This is a genomic window from Peribacillus sp. YIM B13481 (genome assembly GCF_042787985.1).
Taxonomy (GTDB): Bacteria; Bacillota; Bacilli; order Bacillales; family DSM-1321; genus Peribacillus; species Peribacillus simplex_A.
Genome location: NZ_JBHZPE010000002.1, coordinates 105287 through 127691, shown reverse-complemented (window position 1 = coordinate 127691; position 22405 = coordinate 105287). Strand labels below are relative to the sequence as shown.

General features: G+C 39.8%; 21 protein-coding genes, 2 tRNA genes and 3 pseudogenes. 24 read left to right on the top strand and 2 right to left on the bottom strand.

Features of this window, described 5'->3' with window-relative positions; translation table 11 throughout:
- Positions 1-13: 13 nt before the first annotated feature.
- The gene (locus ACFX4X_RS02110; RefSeq protein WP_061464308.1) at positions 14-1246 is read left to right on the top strand and encodes an aspartate kinase; all 1233 of its coding nucleotides are present in this window, start codon (positions 14-16) and stop codon (positions 1244-1246) included.
- A gap of 63 nt (positions 1247-1309) precedes the next feature.
- Here the strand turns inward: ACFX4X_RS02110 and ACFX4X_RS02105 are convergent, their stop codons facing one another.
- Complete coding sequence (locus tag ACFX4X_RS02105; RefSeq protein ID WP_061464307.1) at positions 1310-1780, bottom strand: YslB family protein; 471 nt, start codon at positions 1778-1780, stop codon at positions 1310-1312.
- Between the two features lie 384 nt (positions 1781-2164).
- Here ACFX4X_RS02105 and ACFX4X_RS02100 point away from each other — a divergent pair, with 384 nt between their 5' ends.
- The 23 genes and pseudogenes from ACFX4X_RS02100 to ACFX4X_RS01990 all read left to right on the top strand — a co-directional run bounded on the left by ACFX4X_RS02100 (position 2165) and on the right by ACFX4X_RS01990 (position 21637).
- Positions 2165-2773, top strand: coding sequence for a succinate dehydrogenase cytochrome b558 subunit (locus tag ACFX4X_RS02100; protein ID WP_089361699.1), 609 nt, complete (start codon positions 2165-2167; stop codon positions 2771-2773).
- A gap of 70 nt (positions 2774-2843) precedes the next feature.
- Positions 2844-4595: a succinate dehydrogenase flavoprotein subunit gene (gene sdhA / locus ACFX4X_RS02095; RefSeq protein ID WP_089361698.1), complete on the top strand. Its 1752-nt coding sequence runs from the start codon at positions 2844-2846 to the stop codon at positions 4593-4595.
- Positions 4596-4612: 17 nt separating this feature from the next.
- A complete protein-coding gene (gene sdhB, locus ACFX4X_RS02090) occupies positions 4613-5386 on the top strand; it encodes a succinate dehydrogenase iron-sulfur subunit (protein WP_061464304.1) in 774 nt (257 codons plus the stop codon).
- A 355-nt stretch (positions 5387-5741) separates the two neighbouring features.
- Positions 5742-6206 (top strand): acyl-CoA thioesterase, encoded by a 465-nt coding sequence (locus ACFX4X_RS02085; RefSeq protein ID WP_377381203.1) that lies wholly within the window; start codon positions 5742-5744, stop codon positions 6204-6206.
- Positions 6207-6328: 122 nt separating this feature from the next.
- Entirely contained in the window at positions 6329-6553 is a 225-nt protein-coding gene (locus ACFX4X_RS02080; RefSeq protein ID WP_028392149.1) for a helix-turn-helix domain-containing protein, read from the top strand.
- Positions 6554-6752: 199 nt separating this feature from the next.
- Positions 6753-7217, top strand: coding sequence for a MarR family winged helix-turn-helix transcriptional regulator (locus ACFX4X_RS02075; RefSeq protein ID WP_284470067.1), 465 nt, complete (start codon positions 6753-6755; stop codon positions 7215-7217).
- Between the two features lie 10 nt (positions 7218-7227).
- Positions 7228-8031 (top strand): glutamate racemase, encoded by an 804-nt coding sequence (gene racE / locus ACFX4X_RS02070; RefSeq protein WP_061464301.1) that lies wholly within the window; start codon positions 7228-7230, stop codon positions 8029-8031.
- Between the two features lie 345 nt (positions 8032-8376).
- Positions 8377-9456 carry a GerMN domain-containing protein gene (locus tag ACFX4X_RS02065; RefSeq protein WP_377381200.1) on the top strand — a complete coding sequence of 360 codons (1080 nt, stop codon included), beginning with the start codon at positions 8377-8379 and terminating at the stop codon, positions 9454-9456.
- Positions 9457-9655: 199 nt separating this feature from the next.
- Positions 9656-10738 (top strand): GerAB/ArcD/ProY family transporter, encoded by a 1083-nt coding sequence (locus tag ACFX4X_RS02060; protein ID WP_377381198.1) that lies wholly within the window; start codon positions 9656-9658, stop codon positions 10736-10738.
- Positions 10735-12210 (top strand): spore germination protein, encoded by a 1476-nt coding sequence (locus ACFX4X_RS02055; protein WP_284470070.1) that lies wholly within the window; start codon positions 10735-10737, stop codon positions 12208-12210. Before ACFX4X_RS02060 ends, ACFX4X_RS02055 begins: the two co-directional genes overlap by 4 nt.
- Positions 12207-13328, top strand: coding sequence for a Ger(x)C family spore germination protein (locus tag ACFX4X_RS02050; protein ID WP_377381196.1), 1122 nt, complete (start codon positions 12207-12209; stop codon positions 13326-13328). The genes ACFX4X_RS02055 and ACFX4X_RS02050 overlap by 4 nt, the downstream gene beginning before the upstream one ends.
- Before the next feature lie 215 nt (positions 13329-13543).
- Positions 13544-14155, top strand: coding sequence for an XTP/dITP diphosphatase (locus ACFX4X_RS02045; RefSeq protein WP_061464296.1), 612 nt, complete (start codon positions 13544-13546; stop codon positions 14153-14155).
- A 2-nt stretch (positions 14156-14157) separates the two neighbouring features.
- Positions 14158-14670: a metallophosphoesterase family protein gene (locus tag ACFX4X_RS02040; protein ID WP_284470072.1), complete on the top strand. Its 513-nt coding sequence runs from the start codon at positions 14158-14160 to the stop codon at positions 14668-14670.
- Positions 14671-14844: 174 nt separating this feature from the next.
- Positions 14845-14918, top strand: a tRNA-Arg gene (locus ACFX4X_RS02035).
- Between the two features lie 670 nt (positions 14919-15588).
- Positions 15589-15687 (top strand): annotated as a pseudogene (locus tag ACFX4X_RS02030) (recombinase family protein); the annotation flags it as partial.
- A 367-nt stretch (positions 15688-16054) separates the two neighbouring features.
- Positions 16055-17128: a hypothetical protein gene (locus tag ACFX4X_RS02025; RefSeq protein WP_377381193.1), complete on the top strand. Its 1074-nt coding sequence runs from the start codon at positions 16055-16057 to the stop codon at positions 17126-17128.
- Between the two features lie 584 nt (positions 17129-17712).
- Positions 17713-17786, top strand: a tRNA-Arg gene (locus tag ACFX4X_RS02020).
- Between the two features lie 225 nt (positions 17787-18011).
- The gene (locus ACFX4X_RS02015) at positions 18012-18212 is read left to right on the top strand and encodes a hypothetical protein (RefSeq protein ID WP_061464291.1); all 201 of its coding nucleotides are present in this window, start codon (positions 18012-18014) and stop codon (positions 18210-18212) included.
- A 1098-nt stretch (positions 18213-19310) separates the two neighbouring features.
- Positions 19311-20066, top strand: a complete 756-nt coding sequence (locus ACFX4X_RS02010) for a DUF2087 domain-containing protein (RefSeq protein ID WP_061464290.1) — start codon at positions 19311-19313, stop codon at positions 20064-20066.
- 18 nt (positions 20067-20084) lie between these two features.
- Complete coding sequence (locus ACFX4X_RS02005; RefSeq protein ID WP_061464289.1) at positions 20085-20441, top strand: GIY-YIG nuclease family protein; 357 nt, start codon at positions 20085-20087, stop codon at positions 20439-20441.
- 125 nt (positions 20442-20566) lie between these two features.
- Positions 20567-20813, top strand: a pseudogene (locus ACFX4X_RS02000) (2TM domain-containing protein).
- Between the two features lie 181 nt (positions 20814-20994).
- Positions 20995-21168, top strand: coding sequence for a hypothetical protein (locus ACFX4X_RS01995; RefSeq protein WP_167555994.1), 174 nt, complete (start codon positions 20995-20997; stop codon positions 21166-21168).
- Positions 21169-21277: 109 nt separating this feature from the next.
- On the top strand, positions 21278-21637 hold the full coding sequence (locus ACFX4X_RS01990; RefSeq protein WP_061464288.1) for a YidH family protein: 360 nt from the start codon (positions 21278-21280) through the stop codon (positions 21635-21637).
- A 136-nt stretch (positions 21638-21773) separates the two neighbouring features.
- On the opposite strand, the pseudogene ACFX4X_RS01985 reads toward ACFX4X_RS01990, so the two are convergent.
- Positions 21774-22184, bottom strand: a pseudogene (locus ACFX4X_RS01985) (transposase); the annotation flags it as partial.
- Positions 22185-22405: the final 221 nt, after the last annotated feature.

The window sequence follows — 22405 nt, the reverse complement described above, 5'->3', positions numbered from 1 at the left end:
AGGGTGCATTAGGATGGCATTAATCGTTCAAAAGTTCGGCGGGACATCCGTCGGAAGCGTAGAAAAAATTAAAAATGTTGCCAATCGAGTAATCGAGGAAGTGAAGAATGGAAATGAGGTAGTCGTCGTTGTTTCAGCTATGGGGAAAACCACGGATCAATTGGTTTCCATGGCCCGGGATATTTCCGGAACACCGAGCAAGAGGGAAATGGATATGCTATTGACTACGGGGGAACAGGTCACGATATCCCTGTTAACGATGGCATTGATTGAAGAGGGACATGAAGCCATTTCGTACACTGGCTGGCAGGCTGGCATGCAAACGGAATCCGTTCATGGGAATGCCCGGATTTTAAACATCGATGCCACGAGGATTCAAGCTCAGCTCCAGGAGAAGAAAATTGTGGTCGTTGCCGGTTTCCAGGGGAACGATGCAAATGGGGAAATCACGACCTTAGGACGAGGCGGTTCCGATACGACGGCAGTTGCCATCGCTGCAGCGCTGAATGCGGATAGATGCGATATTTATACGGATGTAACGGGTGTTTTCACTACGGATCCACGCTACATAAAAGCCGCGCGTAAACTCCAATCCATTTCTTATGATGAGATGCTGGAACTTGCCAACCTAGGGGCGGGCGTCCTTCATCCAAGGGCTGTAGAATATGCAAAAAATTATCAAATTCCGCTTGTAGTCCGTTCGAGCATGGAGAGAGAATCAGGAACGATCATTGAGGAGGAAGCAACTATGGAAGAAAACTTAATTGTACGCGGCATTGCTTTTGAAGACAGTATTACAAGGGTCACAATATATGGATTGCCCCAATCACTTGGTGCATTATCCACAATTTTCACGACACTTGCGAAAAACCGGATTAATGTGGACATCATCATTCAAAGCATGACAGCCGAGGATACGACCAATCTATCATTTTCCACAAAAAGTGAAGATACGCAAGCGGCCTTGATCGTACTGGAAAACAATAAGGAACAATTGTCATTCGACCGAGTCGAAACGGAGGGCGGATTGGCCAAGGTGTCCATCGTCGGATCTGGTATGGTTTCCAATCCAGGAGTGGCTGCCGAGATGTTTGAAGTGATGGCCAATACAGGCATCCAAGTGAAAATGGTCAGCACATCTGAAATTAAAGTCTCGACTGTCGTCAATGAAAAGGAAATGGTGAAGGCGGTCGAATCTCTTCATGAAGCATTTAAACTTGGGCAGCATGCAAATGTGCTAGCTTGAGAGTAAGGAGTCCAATAAAAAACAGACTTCCGGTAAAAAGGGTAAGTCTGTTTTAAGGGCTCATTAGATTTGATCTCTGGGATCCCATTGAATGGTGAATATCACTTTTTTTGCGCGGCGTTTGATTTCTTCCGTTGATTCGCTTAGGAACTTTTTTTGCAGTGTAAACTGCTCGGCAAGGAAACCGGCTTCAAGTTGGAAGTGACAGTCAGGATGTAAATCCATACGGCGGCTGATTATTTCACCCGTCAGTGATAATTCCATCTGGTTTTTCGTATACTTCATGATTTCCAGGGTGCCCCATCCCGCGCTCTGGAAAAATTCAATAACTTCTTGATCGCCATTTAATGGGAATTTACGTGCTAACTGTTTACCTGCCCAATAGAGGATTTGATTAGAGTCTTTTCCGAGAATATCGTTCAATAGAACTTCTCTGATTAATTCGTATCCGAAAGCTGGAACTTGGAATTCTTCAGTTTGAATTTCCTCAGCTGGAATCTCTTCTTCTATCGCAGCAGCAATATTTTTTTTCATAGTTTATCGCCTCTTTCTGTTAATCTATTATAAACGTTTTTCTTTTGCAAATTATACTGTTTTTTATTTATTTAAATAACAATTGGGAAAAAATGATAAATTATACCGAGATATTAATAGTTTAATTAGTAATTTCTCCAAAATATCTTCTTGATGAATAAAAAATAGACAATTTAATCCAATAAAATCTATTCTGAAAAAGAGAATTCTTGTATCCGTTTTCTTGACGCACATAGAAGTCAGGAGTAAAATGGACATGTCACATAATTGTAAACGGAAGTATAGGGGAGTTTTCTGACTCTATACTTTATTTTCACGCGGAGATAAAAGGTAGCCACCAGTTTATCTTTGCATGATTTTTCACAAATTAAGGGGGGGCACTTAGTGGCAAAAAATCGTGAGTTTGGGAATCGTAGACTTCATTCACTACTTGGAGTTATTCCGATCGGGCTGTTCTTGTTGGAGCATTTAGTTACCAACTATATGGCAACAAAGGGACCGGAATCATTTAATTCAGCAGCACATTTCTTAGAAAGCATACCGTTTCGTTATTTCCTGGAAATCTTCATCATTTTCTTACCTTTGATTTATCATGCTGTTTACGGGATTTATATCGCGTTCACGGCTAAAAATAATTTAGGTAGATTTGGGTTTTTCCGAAATTGGATGTTCTTTTTACAACGTCTAAGCGGAATCATTACGTTGATTTTCCTTGTTTGGCATGTATGGTCAACTAGGATCCAAGTAGCTATGGGTACAGAGGTTGACTTTGACATGATGGCAGAGATTTTCTCTAATCCATTTATGATTGCATTTTATTTAGTTGGGGTCATTTCGACAATTTTCCACTTCTCAAATGGATTATGGTCATTTGCAGTGAGCTGGGGTCTGACAATTTCACCTAAATCACAAAAAATCATGACTTACGTTACTTTGATCATTTTCGTTCTTCTTTCTTATGTTGGAGTAAGTGCAATTTTCGCTTTCGTATAAGAAGATGGGGTTCATTTATAATTGTTAGGAAAAACATAGCTTTGCTAATGGAAATAAGGGAGTGACAGAATTGGGTAAAGGTAAAATTATTATCGTAGGTGGAGGTCTAGCTGGGTTAATGGCTACGATCAAAGCAGCAGAGCTGGGACAACAGGTTGATTTATTTTCTTTAGTACCTGTTAAACGCTCTCACTCAGTTTGTGCCCAAGGCGGAATCAATGGGGCAGTAAATACAAAAGGTGAAGGGGATTCTCCATTTATCCACTTTGACGATACAGTTTATGGCGGAGACTTCTTGGCTAACCAACCGCCGGTTAAAGCGATGTGCGATGCAGCACCGTCAATCATCCATATGTTTGACCGTATGGGCGTTATGTTCAACCGTACTCCTGAAGGTCTTCTTGATTTCCGTCGTTTCGGTGGTACTCAACATAGCCGTACAGCATTCGCTGGTGCAACGACTGGTCAGCAATTACTTTACGCATTGGACGAGCAGGTTCGCCGTTATGAAGTTGAAGGCCTCGTAACGAAATATGAAGGCTGGGAATTCCTTGGAGCCGTTATCGATGATGATCAAACGGCACGCGGTATCGTAGCTCAAAACCTGACTTCAATGGAAATCAAATCATTCCCTGGCGACGCAGTCATCATGGCGAGCGGCGGCCCTGGAATCATTTTCGGTAAATCGACTAACTCAATGATCAATACAGGCTCAGCAGCCTCCATCGTTTATCAACAAGGTGTAAATTATGCAAATGGTGAGTTCATTCAAATTCACCCAACAGCAATCCCTGGAGATGACAAACTTCGTCTAATGAGTGAATCCGCTCGTGGTGAAGGTGGACGTATCTGGACATATAAAGACGGAAAACCTTGGTATTTCCTTGAAGAAAAATACCCTGCTTACGGTAATCTAGTACCTCGTGATATCGCGACTCGTGAAATTTTCGACGTATGTATGAACATGAAGCTTGGTATTAATGGAGAAAACATGGTTTACCTGGATCTATCTCATAAAGATCCTAAATTACTTGATATTAAACTTGGCGGAATCATTGAAATCTACGAGAAATTCATGGGTGAAGACCCTCGTAAAGTTCCAATGAAAATTTTCCCTGCCGTTCACTATTCTATGGGCGGACTTTGGGTTGATTATGACCAAATGACTAACATTAAAGGTTTATTCGCTGCAGGTGAGTGTGACTACTCTCAACATGGCGGTAACCGTCTTGGTGCGAACTCACTTCTTTCTGCAATTTTTGGTGGTTCAGTCGCTGGACCGAATGCCGTTAAATATATTGAAGGCCTTGATAAAACTTCAGAATCCATTCCTGCTTCATTGTTTGAAGGCTACGAAAAACAACAACAGGAAAAATGGAATGATGTCATGTCTCTTGATGGTAACGAAAATGCATACGTCCTGCACAAAGAACTTGGTGAGTGGATGACACAGCATGTTACTGTAGTTCGTTACAATGACAAGCTGAAAGAAACGGATAACAAGATTCTTGAGTTGATGGAACGTTACAAGAAAATTAACATCAATGACACGGCAAAATGGAGTAACCAAGGAGCTGCATTCACTAGACAGCTGCAAAACATGATGCAATTGGCTCGTGTAATCACAATTGGTGCGTTAAACCGTGATGAAAGCCGCGGAGCACATTACAAACCTGATTTCCCAGAACGTAATGATGATGAATTCATGAAAACGACAATGGCAACATTCAAAGGCTTAGATCAAGCACCTGAATTCCATTATGAAGATATTGATGTATCACTGATCGCACCGCGTAAACGTGATTACACTACGAAACATTAAAGAGGGGGAGCAAAAAAATGGTTGAAACTAAATCTGAGACTAAAACAGTCCGTTTTATAATCACTCGTCAAGATACACCGGATTCAGCTCCTTATGATGAGGAATTTGAATTAGCGTACCGTCCGAATATGAATGTAATTTCCGCTCTTATGGAAATTCGTCGTAATCCGGTAACTGTACAAGGCAAGCACACTACAGCAATCGCATGGGATATGAACTGTCTTGAAGAAGTATGTGGTGCTTGTTCAATGGTTATCAATGGTAAACCAAGACAATCATGTACAGCTCTTATCGATCAATTGGAACAGCCGGTTCGTCTTGCTCCAATGCGTACCTTCCCTGTTGTTCGTGACCTTCAAGTCGATCGCAGCCGTATGTTCGACTCATTGAAAAAGGTAAAAGCATGGATTCCAATCGATGGAACGTACAATCTTGGACCAGGACCGCGTATGCCAGAAAAGAAACGTCAATGGGCATATGAATTGTCTAAATGCATGACTTGCGGTGTTTGTTTGGAAGCTTGTCCGAACGTAAACAGCAATTCAGACTTCATGGGACCACAACCATTATCACAAGTTCGTTTATTCAATGCACATCCAACTGGTGCAATGAATAAAGCTGAACGTTTAAATACAATCATGTCCGATGGAGGACTTGCAAACTGCGGTAACTCACAAAACTGTGTGCAGTCTTGCCCTAAAGGCATTCCATTAACGACTTCGATTGCAGCATTGAACCGTGATACTGCCATTCAACAATTCCGTAACTTCTTTGGAAGCGACGAAGTTTAATAATGAAAATGAAAGAACCTGTATCTATGGATATGGGTTCTTTTTTTCTCTTTGTTTTTACATTTGGGTGAATTCAATACTTGAACGATAGGGACCGGAAGCCAAATCCATAAAAGATGATAGCTTTGCAAGCCCTCTGAAAAAGCTAAGATCGAAGTGTGAATGGATTTGTGGAATTGGAGGAGGAAATCGGCCACACCCATTGACATCGGCCTCCTGCAAAGGATACTCGTTATGATTAGTGACGTGAGCAATAATCAAAATAAACAGCTTTCAATAGAAAACCCTTTTCATTATCGTTGTTTTCTTATAAAATGAGTGAATAGTCATTCATATTCGAAAGGGAGTGCACAAGTTGAACAGAATATCATATATCGATAATATAACCGAGTGGATCAATGATTTTTCCTTTAAACATGAGATTAAGGTTCGCTTTTCGGAAACGGATATGTTTAGGCACTTGAATAACACGATTCCTTTTACTTATTTTGAAGAAGCGCGGATTGAGTATTTCCAGAGCATGGGCTTTATGAAGGATTGGACCTCGGCTGAAGGTGATGAGATACCGGTTGTTGCAGATCTACAATGTGATTACCTGAAGCAGGTGTTTTTCAATGATCAATTGACAATTCATGTGAAAGCTGACCATATCGGAAAATCTTCTGTAGATATACATTATATGGGAAGCAAACACGATGGTTCAATTTGTTTCACGGGCAGGGGAACGATTGTCCAGGTCTCCAAAGCCACCGGAAAGCCGATACCTTGGACAGAAGAGATGAAGCGGTCGTTGTTGCATACAGAGCTTGAACATACCTAAAAATATTTCGATTTAGACAAGTAAAAGAGTCACTCCCTTGCCCCGGCCAGCATACTATATCTTGACTAAATAGACACCCACTCCGGGTTTTATGCTGGTGAAGGCAAGGAGGGTAACATTACTTGAAGGAGAACGAATTCACTCATAAGCCACTACTCACCAAAAGAGAAAAAGAAGTATTTGAGTTACTAGTACAAGACAAAACAACAAAAGAAATCGCAGGTGAATTGTTTATTAGCGAAAAAACAGTTCGAAACCATATTTCGAATGCGATGCAGAAGCTTGGAGTCAAAGGACGTTCGCAGGCAGTCATAGAACTCCTTCGTATGGGGGAACTTAAGCTTTAATGTGTTGACTCTTAATAAAGACTTATAAATATTTCTCTCCCGTCTAGTTGGCAGCATATAAGGAAGGCCAAAACAATTTGGTTGTTTTGACTTCTTTGGATGCTGCTTATTTTTATGAAGGGGGTTTCATTATGGATTCCGGACAATCAATCTTGAAAATCATTTCACTTTCATCCAAAATGGTAGTATGATAAGTTTCATGAAGTGGGGAGCTGTGTGTATGGATGAAGAGAAGCAGGTTGCTTATGTAGCCGATATTGAGAGGGAATTGCGCTATGTATCGTCATGGATTAAGCAAAGGGGACGGGAAATTCTCAATGATTATAAAATTACCATTCCTCAATTCCTGGCTTTGCAATGGCTTTTTGAAGCAGGCGACATGACGATTGGCGAATTGTCCACGAAGATGTTTCTCGCCTTCAGCACAACGACGGATCTGATTGACCGCATGGAGAAACATCAGCTTGTTAAGCGTGTCAAAGATGAAAAGGACCGGCGTGTGGTTCGTATTCACCTTCTTGACGAAGGGGAACGGATTATCGAAGAAGTGATTAATAAACGGCAGCAGTACTTGAGTGGCGTGTTAGTCAATTTCAACGAATCTGACATCGTGTCCCTCCGAGGGATTCTAGCAAAACTACATCAAGAAATGAAAGAAAAATGAGGCGAGTTTTTTGAAACAACCGATAGGCATCATTGATTCAGGGGTAGGCGGCTTGACAGTAGCTAAAGAAGTCATGCGTCAGCTTCCAAATGAAAATATAATTTACTTAGGTGATACAGCAAGATGCCCTTATGGGCCGAGGACCAAAAAAGATGTCCAAACCTTCACATGGCAAATGACGAGGTTCCTGATGAAGAAGGATATAAAAATGCTGATCATCGCTTGCAATACGGCGACTGCAGCTGTACTGGATGAAATCAGGGCAATACTTCCGATTCCTGTATTGGGTGTCATCCATCCTGGGGCAAGGGCGGCATTGAAAGTTTCTGATTCCTTGCATATTGGCGTTATTGGTACGGAAGGCACGGTAAAAAGCAAAGCTTATGACGACGCACTTGCTTCCATCAATTCCGATGTGAAAGTAGATAGTTTAGCATGCCCGAAATTTGTCCCAATCGTGGAAAGCGGGGAGTTTCAAGGGGGTATCGTCAATAGGGTCGTGGCACAAACCTTGAACCCGCTGAAGAAAACAAAGATCGACACATTGATTCTTGGCTGTACCCATTATCCACTGCTGGGGCCTGTAATCTCTTCCTATATGGGGGATGAAGTACAAGTCATTTCCTCTGGGGAAGAGACGGCCCGTGAGGCAAGTGTCATTTTGGATTATTATAAATTAATCAATAAAAGCAAGCTCCGTCCGGTTCATCGCTTTTATACTACCGGTTCAAGAGATATGTTTGGTTCTATCGCATCGAGCTGGCTCGGTATTCATACCGATACAATCGAAACAATTAAAATTGATCACCTATAAGGCTTCCATTTGGAAGTCTTTTTTTCGTGAAGCGGAAAAATGAAAAAGCATACCGTTTTGTATATAGCTACAAACCTTGATGGATATAACGCCAGAAAAGAATGAAGCATAAGTAGGATTGAAGAGACAGAAGGGGAAGCGGACAATGGATACGATGATTATGGGAAATAAGGCATATTAACAGATTCATCCACTGGCAGAAGGCCCGAAATCCCGTAGAAGGCTTACGAACATGCAGCAGTACGGGCAAATTGCCCAGCTCGATTATCAGAGAGGAAAATAATTGGTCTATTTTCCCTTAGGGCTCGTATAAATAGGAGTACAAACTGTCCTAGGAGTGATTTTATGTCCAATAAATCAAAAGTAACAATGGCTGTGACCATTCTGGCATCTTCTTTTTGGCTTTCAGGATGCGGATTATTTGGCGGTGAAGAGAAAAAGGAAATTGATCCACCAAAGGATATTTCATTAGTCGATGATGAATCTTCATTAAAAGAAAAGAATGATGAAGAAAAGCCTACAACAGATGGAGAAAAAGGCGCTGGTGCTGTTGAATCGAAAACAGTGAAGACAGAGTTATATTTAATTGATAAAAGTGGGTATGTGGTTCCACAGACATTGGAACTTCCTAAATCGGAAGCCGTCGCCAAACAGGCGCTTGATTACCTTGTCGATAACGGTCCAGTCACGGATAAACTTCCGAATGGGTTCAGGGCCGTCATTCCTGCCGATACCCAAATAAGCGTAAACATTAAAGATGGAGTAGCTGTAGCGGACTTTTCGCCGGAGTTCAAAAACTATCAAAAAGAGGATGAACTTAAAATCCTTCAAGCCATTACATGGACCCTGACGCAATTCGACTCGGTCGATAAAATCCAAATGAGAATAAATGGGGAAGATATTTCCGAAATGCCGGTCAATGGCACACCGATAGATGAGAATATCTCAAGATCTTCAGGAATCAATATCGATACGAGTGACGTGGTCGACATTTCGAATTCCAAAGCACTGACCGTTTATTATGTAGGCGGTGACGAGGAGTACTCCTATTATGTTCCGGTAACACGCCGGATCAGCGAAACGGTGTCTGATAATGTAACAGCTGCCGTCCAAGAGTTAACGAAGAGTCCTTCGGGTTCTAACTTGCAAACGGGGTTCATGAGTGATGTAGCTTTACTTGACAAACCTAAAGTGGCAGAAGGTAAGGTCAGCCTAAACTTCAATGAAAATATCCTTGGAAGTTTTAAAGAGAAAAAGGTGTCACAAGAAGTCCTTGATGCCTTGGTCCTTTCTTTAACTGAACAGAAAGGAATTGAAAGCGTTGAAGTACAAGTGCAGGGCAGCGCCGATATTCTTAATGAGGAAGGTAAGAAACTATCTGAACCAGTGGTCCGTCCAGAGAAAGTCAACACAGGTAGCTTTTAAATATATGTAGAAATAAAACAATGAGGCAGCTTGCAGCTGCCTCTTATTTTTTTGCCTCCGCCATTGAATGACCACGCTGTTAGAGAGTGAAAACTAATACCCCTGCCAGGCAATTTCTCGTATCGTGAGAAAGTTTTTACATAAATAAATTTTAAAAAGGGGAAATTACTTTTAATGATGCAATCAATGGGAGGATAGTATGGATCAAAAGGTCATTCAGGCTGTACACATCTATGTTTTAATCATTATGAATACAGGATTCATGGTACATGTACTGCTCCTTCCCAGTATCTTGACCGCCTCTCAACGCGATGCATGGATAAGTGTCATAATAAGTGTTGTTCCTTGTATCGTTTGGACCCTATTTATTTTTTATATTTATAAAAAACTAGATAAAGAAGATATAATCGCTTTTCTAAAAAAATGGTCTACCCCTTTTGTTACCTATATTTTCACTATAGCATTGGGGTTGTACTTTATATTTAACGCCTTCATTACCGTCAAATTTACAGTGATTTGGGCAAAAGCTAATTATACTCATGACATACCAAACATCGTAGTCGTTAGCCTATTCACTTTTATTTGTATTTTTGCAACTTATAAAGGAATACGCACCATAAGCACTTTGGCTCTCCTGTTTCTACCGTTCGTCACTTTTTTTGGGATATTTGTGGGGCTGGGGAATATGAGTAATAAGAATTACGAATTATTGTTCCCGATATTTGAAAGCGGGTATCGCAATACTCTAAATGGTATTTTGTATACGAGTGCAGGATATTTAGAAATTATCGTTTTTTTATTTTTGACTCCTTACCTGAAAGATAAGCTAAAAGCCAAGTGGCTTTTATTAGTTAGTGTAATTTTAATCATGCTTACGTTAGGACCCCTCATGGGAGCGATTGCAGAATTTGGTTCTGTGGAAGCAGTGAAAATGAGGAATCCAGCTTATGAACAGTGGAAGTTATTAAGGTTTGGCTATTATATTACTCGACTCGATTTCCTGTCCATTTTCCAATGGCTTTCAGGTGCCATGATTCGAATAAGTTTATGTTTATTTATAGGATATAAATTAATCTCAAATTCAAAACATCAGAAGTGGATACTGCTTTCCCTATATTCATTAATTGTTATTGGAACGCTAATCCATTGGGATGCTACTTCGTTTTTTTATTTTATATACAAATATTTCTTTCCAATAGGCAGTCTATTTCTTTTAAGTGCGGCAATTATACTGTTATTTCTTGTTTTTAAAAAGGGGAAAGGAAAAGGTGAAACATTATGAAGAAGGGAAAATTGAATGGAACTCCTTCTTACATTGACCAAATCCAAAAATGGTTCGAACATTCCTCTGATGTTGTTTTAAGAACAAAAACTTTTGATAATGAAGGTCGTTATTTGTTGGGATTTTTATATGCGCCAAACTTAGTGGATATGCCATTCATCAATGAAGTGATTCTGCCTACAATATCTAAAGCGGTTCAAGAAAACGGCGAATTAACAATTGATCAATTAAGCAATATCATGGAGATCAATACGCTTAAAAAGGGCTCCGATTTAAAAGAGGGTGTAGAAAGCATTCTTTTTTCAGGAGACCTGATCATTATTAATGAATATTCCAATGAAATTTACCATACCCCATTAGCCAATTCCCCTAAGCGCAGTCCGGAAGAATCCAATATAGAATCTTCCATTCGGGGACCTAGGGATGGATTTGTTGAGAATATATCGGATAACATGTCTTTAATTCGCCAAAGGTTAAAAACGGCATCACTTAAATGTATAGAATATACAATCGGGAAAAGAAGTAAAACTAAAATATTGCTGCTATATATTGATGACATTATCAATCCCTCGATTCTTTTGGATATTAAAAAACGATTGGATTCATTAAAGGCTGATATCATAGTCAGCAGTTACCAAGTTGAAGAACTCTTATATGATAATCAATTTTCCATCTTCCCCTTAATGGAGTATATCGGTCGACCGGACTATGTTGTTGAATCCTTGAATCAAGGGCGCTTTGCCATTCTCGTAGACGGGAATCCCACAGGCTTGATCGGACCAACCAGTATTAATCAGTTACTTTATTCTGCTGATGACGCACATGCAAGCTTTTTTTACATTAGTTTTATTCGCATCATTCGTGTAGTTGCCTTATTTGTAACGGTTACGTTACCGGGATTTTTTATAGCTTTGGTTTCCTATCAATTCGATCAAATTCCCTTTTCGCTTCTTGCGACGATTTCAATCACGAGACAGGGCTTACCCATACCTGCTTCTTTGGAGGCATTCATGATGATCATATTGTTCGAACTATTTAAGGAAGCTGGTCTGCGCCTGCCGAAAGCTGTAGGTCCGACCGTTTCTGTATTGGGTGGATTGATTATAGGGGATGCAGCGATTCGGGCAGGGCTCACTTCACCCTCCATGCTAGTTGTAATAGCTGTTACAGTTCTCTCAAGCTATACCATAATCAATCAGAATATCGCTGGGAATATCGTTCTTATAAGGTTATTCATATTTGCATGTTCAGCATTCCTAGGCTTGTTTGGATTCTTCATGGGAATATTTCTTATCTTGATTGTTGTGGTTTCCTTGGAAAGTTTCGGACAGCCTTTTGTGAATCCATTTTCCAAACCAAATAAATCGGACATGTTAAAAGTCTTATTCAAGCTTCCGTATGGGATGTTAAGGCAGCGGAATCAAGCTCTACAATCCAGTGATAATGAACCGCAAAAGGAGTCGGACAAATGAGAAAGCTAATTGCAGTCATGGTAATTGGCTGTCAACTTTTATTGACGACAGGCTGTTGGGGAATGAAGGAAATTCAAGCTCAAACATATGGATCCGCTCTAGGGATCGATTATAAAGAGGGTGAATTCATCTTATACTTTCAAGCATTGAATTTTGCGGATATAGCAAAACAAGAGGGGGCCACAGCCTTACAAGAAAAAACTGGTGTTGTCATTGGGAAAGGTAAAGGGGAAAGTATCGAAGAAGCATTTACTGAATTAGAACAAAATGCAGCATTGCCACTTTATATCGGGCATGTTAACTCCTTCATTTTAAGTGAGGATGTAATCAATAAGAAAATGAAGGATTTCATTGAATATGTAGGGAAAGAGCCCTTATTGCGATACAATTCATGGCTGTTTGTTACAAACGAGGATATTAAAAAGGTGTTTGACAGTGATAGTTTCTTTAATCTTCCTAACTTATTCACGATCATTCAAAGGCCAGAGACCGTTATTAATGAAAACTATTTCATTTCCCCGTTAAAATTCAGTGAACTGGTTTCGAAATTTTATCAACCGGTTGGTTCCATTTTAATTCCCTCTTTAGTAATAAATGAGCATCATTACTCAGAGGGCGGGAAGGAAAAGAAGATACCAACGTTGAATGGCGGCTATGTTTTATCAAAACAACAATATAAAGGGTTCGTAAGTAAACAAGATTTGATCGGTTTAAAATGGGTTGAAAATAAGGCGACAGTCATGTTTTTTTCCCTGAATAAACAAAAGGTAAGCGTTGAAATCATGGACCCCAAAACAAACATCAAAGTATTGGAACAACAAAAGGAACCCTTATATGATTTAGAAGTTAAAGCAAATGGAATATTGAAACAAAATCTGGACAACTTGGATATGGAAAAAATCGAAAAAAAGGTAGAAATAAAAATCAAGCAAGATATTTTGAAGACATTGGAGACGGGGGGGGAAATCAATACAGACCTTTTTAACATAAGTGAAAAGGCATACAGATACCATGTCAATAAGTGGGATAATAAAATTATTAATTCCTTTGATAAGACTTCAATAAATAACATAAAAGTTAATATCCATCTTGAACATAGTGAAAATTACAAACGTTAGTTTATAAGTTTCAGGTTATTGCAGATGAGGGAGTTGTGTTAGACTTAACTTATCTGGAAAATTCAGCGGCTGTTGTTGATCATGATAGGCAGCGCTGAATCCGTCCGTTGGCACTGGAGAAGAAGCGTCTTTTACATATGAAGAATGACAGCAAATTCTTTCTCTGCCCCAAAAGAGCTCCCGTGCCGATAAAATGAAAAAGGGTGAAATGAAAAATGAAGACAGTAATCATTGCAACGAAAAATAAAGGGAAAGCCAAGGAGTTCGAAAGCTTATTTTCCGCTAAAGGTTATGAAGTCAAAACACTTCTCGATGTACCGGATGCCCCGGATGTGGAGGAAACAGGCACGACCTTTGAAGAAAATGCGATCCTGAAGGCAGAGGCCATTGCCCATCAGCTAGGCCACTTTGTCATCGCTGATGATTCCGGATTGATTGTAGATGCATTGGAGGGCCGTCCAGGCGTATATTCTGCGCGCTATGCTGGAGAGGCCAAGCGTGATGAAGCAAACACGGAAAAAGTCCTCCGCGAACTGGAAGGCGTGCCAAAAGAGGCTAGGACGGCGAGGTTCTATTGCGCCTTGGCACTAGCGTCGCCCAACCAGGAAACGATTACGGTATCGGGAACGATGGAAGGCTTGATCACGGAACAGCCCTCAGGAACGAATGGATTTGGTTATGATCCCATCTTTTTTGTAGAGGAACAGGGCAAAACAAACGCTGAATTGACAAAAGAGGAAAAAAACCAAATCAGCCACCGTGCCAACGCATTGAGGGCCCTAGATGAAAAACTTGATCTATTTCTAAAAAGGGAAGAAGGAATGTGACGATGAAAGTGCTAATAATGAGTGACAGTCATGGCTTAACTCATGAAATCAGCATGATTGCCGACCGTCATAAACAAGAGGTCGCCGCCATGATCCATTGCGGTGATTCAGAGTTGGAGAGAAATGACCCTCACATGTCGGAGTTTTTGGCCGTTGGCGGGAATTGCGACTATGATTCGGCATATCCGGATGATATTGTGGAGAATATCTCAGGCAAGCGTTTCTTCGTAACGCATGGACACCTCTATAACATAAATATGACCTTGATGAATTTAGCGTATAAAAGTGAAGAGGCTGAAGCGGATATTATTTGTTTTGGTCATTCCCACGCTGCAGGTTCCGAATTGATTGACGGCAAGCTCTTCATCAACCCGGGAAGCATACGCCAGCCGCGGGGACGAAAAGAGAAGACCTATGCCATTTTGGAGATTGGAAATGACCAACTTGAAATCATCTATTATGACCTTGAAGGAAAAATCGTTGAGGATCTAAGAAATGCTTATCAAATGGAATGACTTCATGTATAATGAACAGGAAGCGTTTTTCCCCGCTTCCTGGTTCTTAAAAAAAGAAAAAAACTTTTTTTTGAAAAACCGTTGACTTCCTTTTGGTATCCTACTATAATAAGAAGTGTCCTAAGGGAACAGTTAAGGTAATACATAAGTTTTACCGCAACTTATATCATAAACGTCTCAGTAGCTCAGCTGGATAGAGCAACGCCCTTCTAAGGCGTCGGTCGGGAGTTCGAATCTCTCCTGGGACACTAACTAAGCGGTTATAAAGCCCGCTACGACAACCTTCTATATCGTTTAGTGAAACGGTCAGTATAACGGTTATGTAAGAAATTACACCGTATATCGACTTACATTACTAACGATATAGGAGGTTTTTTCGTATGACCAAAAGAAAAGGTATGTTAGATGTAAATGTTGATCTAAAAAATTTATTGGTGGATTTACCTGTTTCTACTTCAACCCCGAATTAAGACCTAAACCAACAGTTGGATATCCTGCGAATCATAATGATTCTTTTTCCATTTCACAGGCTCTAGAGGTCATTACAAGGCAAATGAAGGTAAGTGGCAATAGAAGTCGCACAATTAGCGATTATGTTCTCCATGTAAAGCATTTTCAAAGTGTAACAAATGTACAATATGTAGGTGAGATTACAGCTAACAGCATTTATCAATGGTTGGACAGTATGAATGTTAGCAATCAAACCAAAATTACAATATGCTATTGCATTAGTATTATTTGATGCAGGGTTGAAGAAAGGAAAAAACAGTCATTAACTAATGACTGTTTTTTTCTGCATATTTAATTTTAATGAAAGTTCATTGTTAACACATGGTCGTATTTTACAACATTTAACAATTAAAGATTTTTTCAAAAGTTACACCTAATGTGGCTATGGTGGCGACAAAGCTAGACCAACTTGCTCGGTTCTTCCTGCAGACTGTGCTTGCTGTTGCAAAGATGGAAAGGAATCTCATAATAGAACGCACACAGGAAGGTAAAGTACTTGCGAAGCAACGTGAGATGACGGGAATAAGAAATGAACACTTATTCGTAGAGAATATGAACAAGAAGCAAAGAGCCAAGGTTAAGGAAATACTGACTGTCGGTAATCATTGCTTACTTCATTTGTCGTGAAGGAAAGAGATGAAATCAAGAAAAGACAAGCCGAGGGCAGCGCAGTAGCAAAGAAGAAAGAGTCGTCCAGCCTTAGCATGCGAAGGACTGGGAGAAGTATTACGAGCAGTAAAGTAAAAGAGATACAGCGGGGCAGGTCATGGAATCATTGGGTATGTCTCAGGCAATTCTACTACATCGAGAATTTGGTGATCTAATTGATACATAATACAATCAATGATAACTAAGCAATAGGAGGAAAACAGGAGTGTATAGATTAGATGCAGTCAATAATAGATTAGAAGAAATCCAAGAAACTACTTTCACCGAAAATGATTTGAAAGAGCGGCAACACATCGAAGAGTGGATACGTAAAAGCCCAGATGTATTAGGTGAAGACCTACTGATAATTGCCCATGAATACGATAAATTTGAAGTGAATGAACGGCTAGACCTTCTAGCGATCGATAAAGAAGGTAATTTAGTGATCATTGAAGTGAAAAGAGACGCAACGGGTAGCAATGCCGACTTCCAAGCTCTGAAATATGCTTCATATTGTGCAAGACTAAGTCCAAATGATATTCTGGAGACTTACGAAGAATATGTAAAGGTGAATTCTGCAGTAACTAATGCTAAGGATGAACTGATGGAATTTTTAGAAGTGGAGATCGAAGAGGAATTAAACAGCATCCTTAACAATAGCCAACGGATTATCATAGTTGGAAAAGATATTGATAAGAGAATTCTTTCCGTTTGCACATGGTTGTATGAGAATAGCATTGATATAAAATGTGTAACGATTAAACCTTATAAGTTGGAGGATCAGATCATCTTAGACACAAATCAAATTATTCCACCATATAAGCTTGAGGACTATTATATTAATAAGAAGACTGCAGCTAAAGAACGAAAAATTAGCATAGATCAAGATGTATCAACCTTTTTGCAGGAAATTTCAAACTTCGTAAATACGAAAACGGAATATACGGCTCGCTATGGTGGCAAAAGAGATTACTTTGTCGGACATCAGTTTTTGAACATTCCGTGGAAGTTTGTTTTTGTTTATAAGAAAGACCAAACAGCCTCCGTATTTATTGAGTCTTATAAAAAAGAGGGAACAGACTTAATTCGATCCATTGCTTCTAATCACCTTGAAGAATTAAGAGTGTTATTAGGATGCGAAGTGGAATTAATTAGAGGCTCAAGAAACACAGATCTTTATAAGTTAGTTGCTAAGTTAAACTTCTTTGAGCATCAGTCCTTTGATGAATGTGTCAGTCAGTATACAAACACTTTTGTGAAGTATCAACAGTTCTTAAAAGCCAAAGTTCGTCATTCTTGAAATAAATGGTAGTTGGTGAAATTTAACTGTTTATTTGATGGCTCAAATGTTAAGTCATCACGAGAGACACGTTCTTCACCTTTTTTGTCCCGTGCAGTGGATTTGTTAAGATAACATCAAAGTTAGAACTTCTTGAACAATCTATTTTGTCTAAAGCTTTCCAAGGAGAACTTGGAACAAATGACCCAAGTGAAGAAAATGCTATTGATATTTTAAAAGAATTGCTACAGAACAAGCTAAATAATTGTAAGAAGGCATCCATCTAAATAGTGGATGTTTTTTTATTGTATCAATAGAGAAAGTTGTTTCTAAAGTAGGAGTGCGAGTGTCATTGTATTGGATTAATACTTGAATGATGTAATATACTAGCTAAGCTAACAATGATGTCATTGAGCCTATATAGGTGTTTCATAGGAATGCTTGCCAAATGGTTTGAGTATTTGTTAGTCGTAATTCTAACCCACCTCAAAATATAATATTACTAGTATTGCAATGAGTATTATACTAAGTTATAATAAAAATCACGATTACGGTCTAAGTTCGAAAAGTGACCGTTATACTGAACTGAAGAAAAACAGCGATACGTCTCAGTAGCTCAGCTGGATAGAGCAACGCCCTTCTAAGGCGTCGGTCGGGAGTTCGAATCTCTCCTGGGACACTAACAGAAAAAAGCCAAAACCTTCTAAAGGTTTTGGTTTTTTTACTTTTTCTGAGCTGTTTTAGGTTACCGAGGGAATATGAAATGAACGTAGAAAGAATGCATTTCCTTTTGCATCCATTGAATTAATATTGGTTGTATGCAGAAAAGAAGTTTTTTATTTCGTATTTATCGCAGGTGGATGATCTTTTATGTCGAACTTGTTATGAATAAGGAGATGTTTAAATGAATAAAGATAGATTATTCAAGTTCATTCAAACTTCCACTCGGGGCAATTTCTTTTCAGTCGAAATATCCGAAGATGGAACTAAGGTAGTCCAATTAGCCAAGGAGCTAGAAAAAGAGGGAAGAATCAAGTTGAGGGAATGCTCGCGAAAAGAACAAGGTGTTTATCTGGAAGGAATACTTAAGTTTGTGCCAAGCTAATACTTAATAAGCTTTAACAAAGGACTTATACTACGAATTTCATATGCCCCATAGAAAAAAGGATCCAATCATGGATGCTTCAAACTGCAGACAAACTCGATGAAAATTGAGTTTGTCTGCAGTTTTTTTGGGTTTGTACAATTTGAACGTTACCTCAAGGCACTCGCTTTCCGCGGGCGGTCCGCCCTTGGCGCCTTTGTGCCTGCGGGGTCTCCCCTGAGCGCGCTTTTCTAAGCAGAAGTCTCGCACACCCGTTCCAAAGAAGGCCCCTTGTGTCTACAAACTGAAGCATGATGCTTTTTTTTTATATTTATCAAGTTCTATTTAAGGTTTGGAGCTTTTATCATCTTCTTCACTTAGTTGATTTGTACTTGATTGGGTTTGTAAAAGTATTTCATAATCGTATAACGTAATTCTGGCAGTGATGCCTTGAATTGTTCCGATAAATGATGAAATGCCAAATGGTTATGGTTTGGTTTGAAGAAACAATCTGTTCGTGTTCATCTTTCAATGATATATCCTCCTCTAAAAGCTTTATCGCTCTTATACAGCATATTATTTAGATAGGCTCTTTTCGTAAAGATTGTTGTTTTTAAAACGAAACTATTTAAGGTTGATTGGAGCGGAAGTGCGAGACTCCTGCGGGAGCAGCGGGACAGGTGAGACCCCACAGGCGTTTACGCCGAGGAGGCTCACCGCCCGCCCCGCGGAAAGCGAGCATCTGGAGGGGAATCAACCACAACTCACTACCTGGTAAATAGCAACAAAGTATGTGAAAACAGCCTTTAGATAAGATAGATGAAGGCTATATTTCGACATTTACGCTCCACCATTATTAATTGCATTATAGCGGAATAGTACCAGGGGGATCATTAACTTGATTGAATGGTGAAAGGTCCATCTCCCGGCTCCCTGAAATTTTGTTCACTACCCTGCCACCCTCGTTTTATGAATCCCTTCCGACTTTCAAGAATGCTGGTATAATCCGTATATCCTTTGGTGCAATTATAAAAAAAACCGTAAAAACATTGACATAATTCAAACAAATTAATATTATGTTTAGTATATTATAAACTTTATGAGGAAGTGTTTGGTTTTATGAAGGACGCTGAAATGTTTTGGAGCGCATCCCAAGATGAGCTTAAACAAGGGTATATCGAAGAAGGGAGCCAGTATATTTGTTTACTGTGCGGACTTGCAATTGAAAAGGGAATAGTATATCCGGAAGATGGGGTTCTTTATGAAGCTGAGAGGTATATGCGGATTCATATTGAGCGTGCACATCGTTCCGTTTTTGAATACTTGATTGATCTGGATAAAAAACTTACAGGTCTTACGGACCACCAAAATCGCCTTCTTCGCCTTTTTTACCAGGGGAAGAATGATGCTGAGGTTCAGGAGGAAATGGGGATTGGAAGTTCTTCCACAATTCGTAACCATCGCTTTGTGTTGAAAGAGAAAGAGCGGCAGGCTAAGTTGTTTTTAGCCATGATGGAACTTTTGAAAGATAAAGATGAATATGCGCCGGCGTTCATCCCCCTTCATCAAAAAGCAAGGATGGTCGATGATCGTTATAACGTTACCGAGGATGAAAAGATTACTGTGCTGAAAAAGTATTTCCCTAAAGGCAGTCAGGGTGGATTAAAGTCTTTCCCGCCAAAAGAAAAACAAAGGCTAATCATTCTCCTGGAAATTACGAAGCGTTTTGAAAATGAGCGAAAATACGAAGAAAAAGAAATCAATCAAATATTGGGTGCCGTTTATCATGATCATGTTTTATTGAGAAGATATTTAATAGAATATGGATTCTTGGATAGGATGCCTGATGGAAGCCAGTATTGGCTGAAAAAATGATGACTGGAGGCAAGGAAGATGGATCGTAAAAAAGAATTGAAGCAATTATATAAAGAAACGAAGGTTGAAGCGGGTGTATACCAAATAAGAAATACGGTAAATAATAAAATCTTTATCGGCAGCACCAGAAATTTAAAGACGTTGAAGGGTAAACAATTTGAATTGGAAATGGGAACGAACACCAATAAAGTGCTGCAAGGTGAATGGAATCAATATGGGAAAGAAGCTTTTTCTTTTGAGATACTGGAGGTATTGAAGCCGAAAGAAACAGGATTTTTCGATGCAAAACGCGAATTGAAAAAACTTGAAGAAGTGTGGATGGAAAAAATACAGCCATATGAGGAACGGGGATACAATAAAGCGAAATCCAACTGACTTATCTCTCCGAATTCCTGGTTCTCGATTTAGCGTTAACACATCTCGTCTCATAATTTAAATTAGATGAATTACGTATTATAGCTGATGGTAATATTTAGTGTTTACGATTAGGTGGTGCTGGGATGGAGAATGGAGATGGATATTTAAGAGCAAAAAAAAGGGTGGAAAACCTTAAGGCATTTTCATTCATTTAACGGTGTCACCTATTGTCGGATCCTGGTTATTGGGGGTTCCTTTATCCATTTGGAGGGTGGAGGATTGGAGTTCTGGTGCATGGCATAGCAATCTTTGCACATGGGAGCTTTACGTCTTTAGTGGGAAGATAGAAAGATAAAAGAATACATGGAAAAGGATAAAAAGGACAGCTGAAAATGGGATATTCAAAATAGGGAGTCATTATGGCTCTTTTTTTCGTGGGAAGATAATTATGATATCTCACTTGTTGTTGGTTTTTAAATGGTTTAAGCTATTAGTGAGGGGTCCTGTTTGTAAAACTTAGGGGGAACCCTTGAAGGACCTTCTCTAAATACATCATTTTTAGGAGTTGCGAATGAAAAAAATAGGATGGACCATAACGGGGATAGGGACAATCATTGCACTGGGTGCCTTGCTTTATCCTTTGGATGTTATTGATAAAACACAATGTATATATTTATTGCTTGGCGGCGCAGGCCTAATGTTTGTCGGGTCTATGTTCAGGGCCATGTCGTTCCTTAAGAGATGACTGATAATGAGAGGCCCGAGTCCTGAAGGCGGCGGATTAAGATGTGTTACGAGTCTTTCACATCAGTTACATAAGAATTGATTCAAAAATGTTCAATTAAGGTGATGACATGGAGAAAAATCAATTGAAATATGCTCAGCAGCATCTGGCTAATGAACGCACCTTTTTGGCGTGGATAAGAACGGTGATTGCGATAGTGGGGGTTGGCTTTCTCACGACGAGCCTGCATTTTACGATTGGTGTGCATCGGGATGCCCGAATAGACTTGATCAGTATCATACTGGGGATGTTTGCATGTGCATTGGGCCTTGTGATTACGGTGCTGGCGACGTTCGGTTATCTGCAGAAGAAGCGGCAAATCAATGAAGGGACGTTTCGGCCCTCGAGTGCGCACGTAATTCTCATCGCTGTTTTTATGGTCATATTGTTATCGATCATTATTTTATATTTTCTGTCCATAAAAGTATAACGCTCTGCCCTATCCTATATAGGGCAGTCGGTTTGTCGACAAAAGGGGTTCGGAATGTATTAATTCCGAACCCCTTTTGATATTTCTTGGAATTTTTCTCAAGATTAAGAGCTTAGGTCTCTACGAGCCCACTATGTTAGGCCATTTTTGGACCTTGCCATGTCCAATTGGCCATCTTCTTTACATTCATGGCAGCGAAAGTAAGCATCGCCTGCATCGACAATTTTTTAAGTCCCCTTAAAGCAGTCCAACGCATCCCATGCTTTTCTTTTGCATCTGCGAATACACGCTCAATCGTTTCCTTGCGTTTCGCATAGATAGGTTTTACATCTTGATGATGACGCAGGTGATCTGCTTCTTCCATATTTTCTTGCCAGATATGGCGCGTCACCACTTTTTGATGGTCTTTGCTTTCTGTACACTGTGATAAAAATGAACATGTCTTACAAATGTGTTTGGGAGATTTGTACTCACGATATCCCTCTTTATTTGTTGTTGAGTACTTTAAAATTTTAAAACAAAAAAGACTGCAGGCAAAAGGGTTATATCTAATTGTTAAAACAAAGTTGATTGGAACGGAAGGGACGAGACTCCTGCGGGAAAAGCGCGTCCAAGGGAGACCCCACAGGCGCAAAGGCGCCGAGGAGGCTCCCCGGACCGCCCGCGGAAAGCGAGTGCCCTACGTTCTAATCAACGTTCGAATTTTTAAAACCCTCAAAAAAAACTGTAGACAAACTCGATTTTCATCGAGTTTGTCTACAGTCTGTC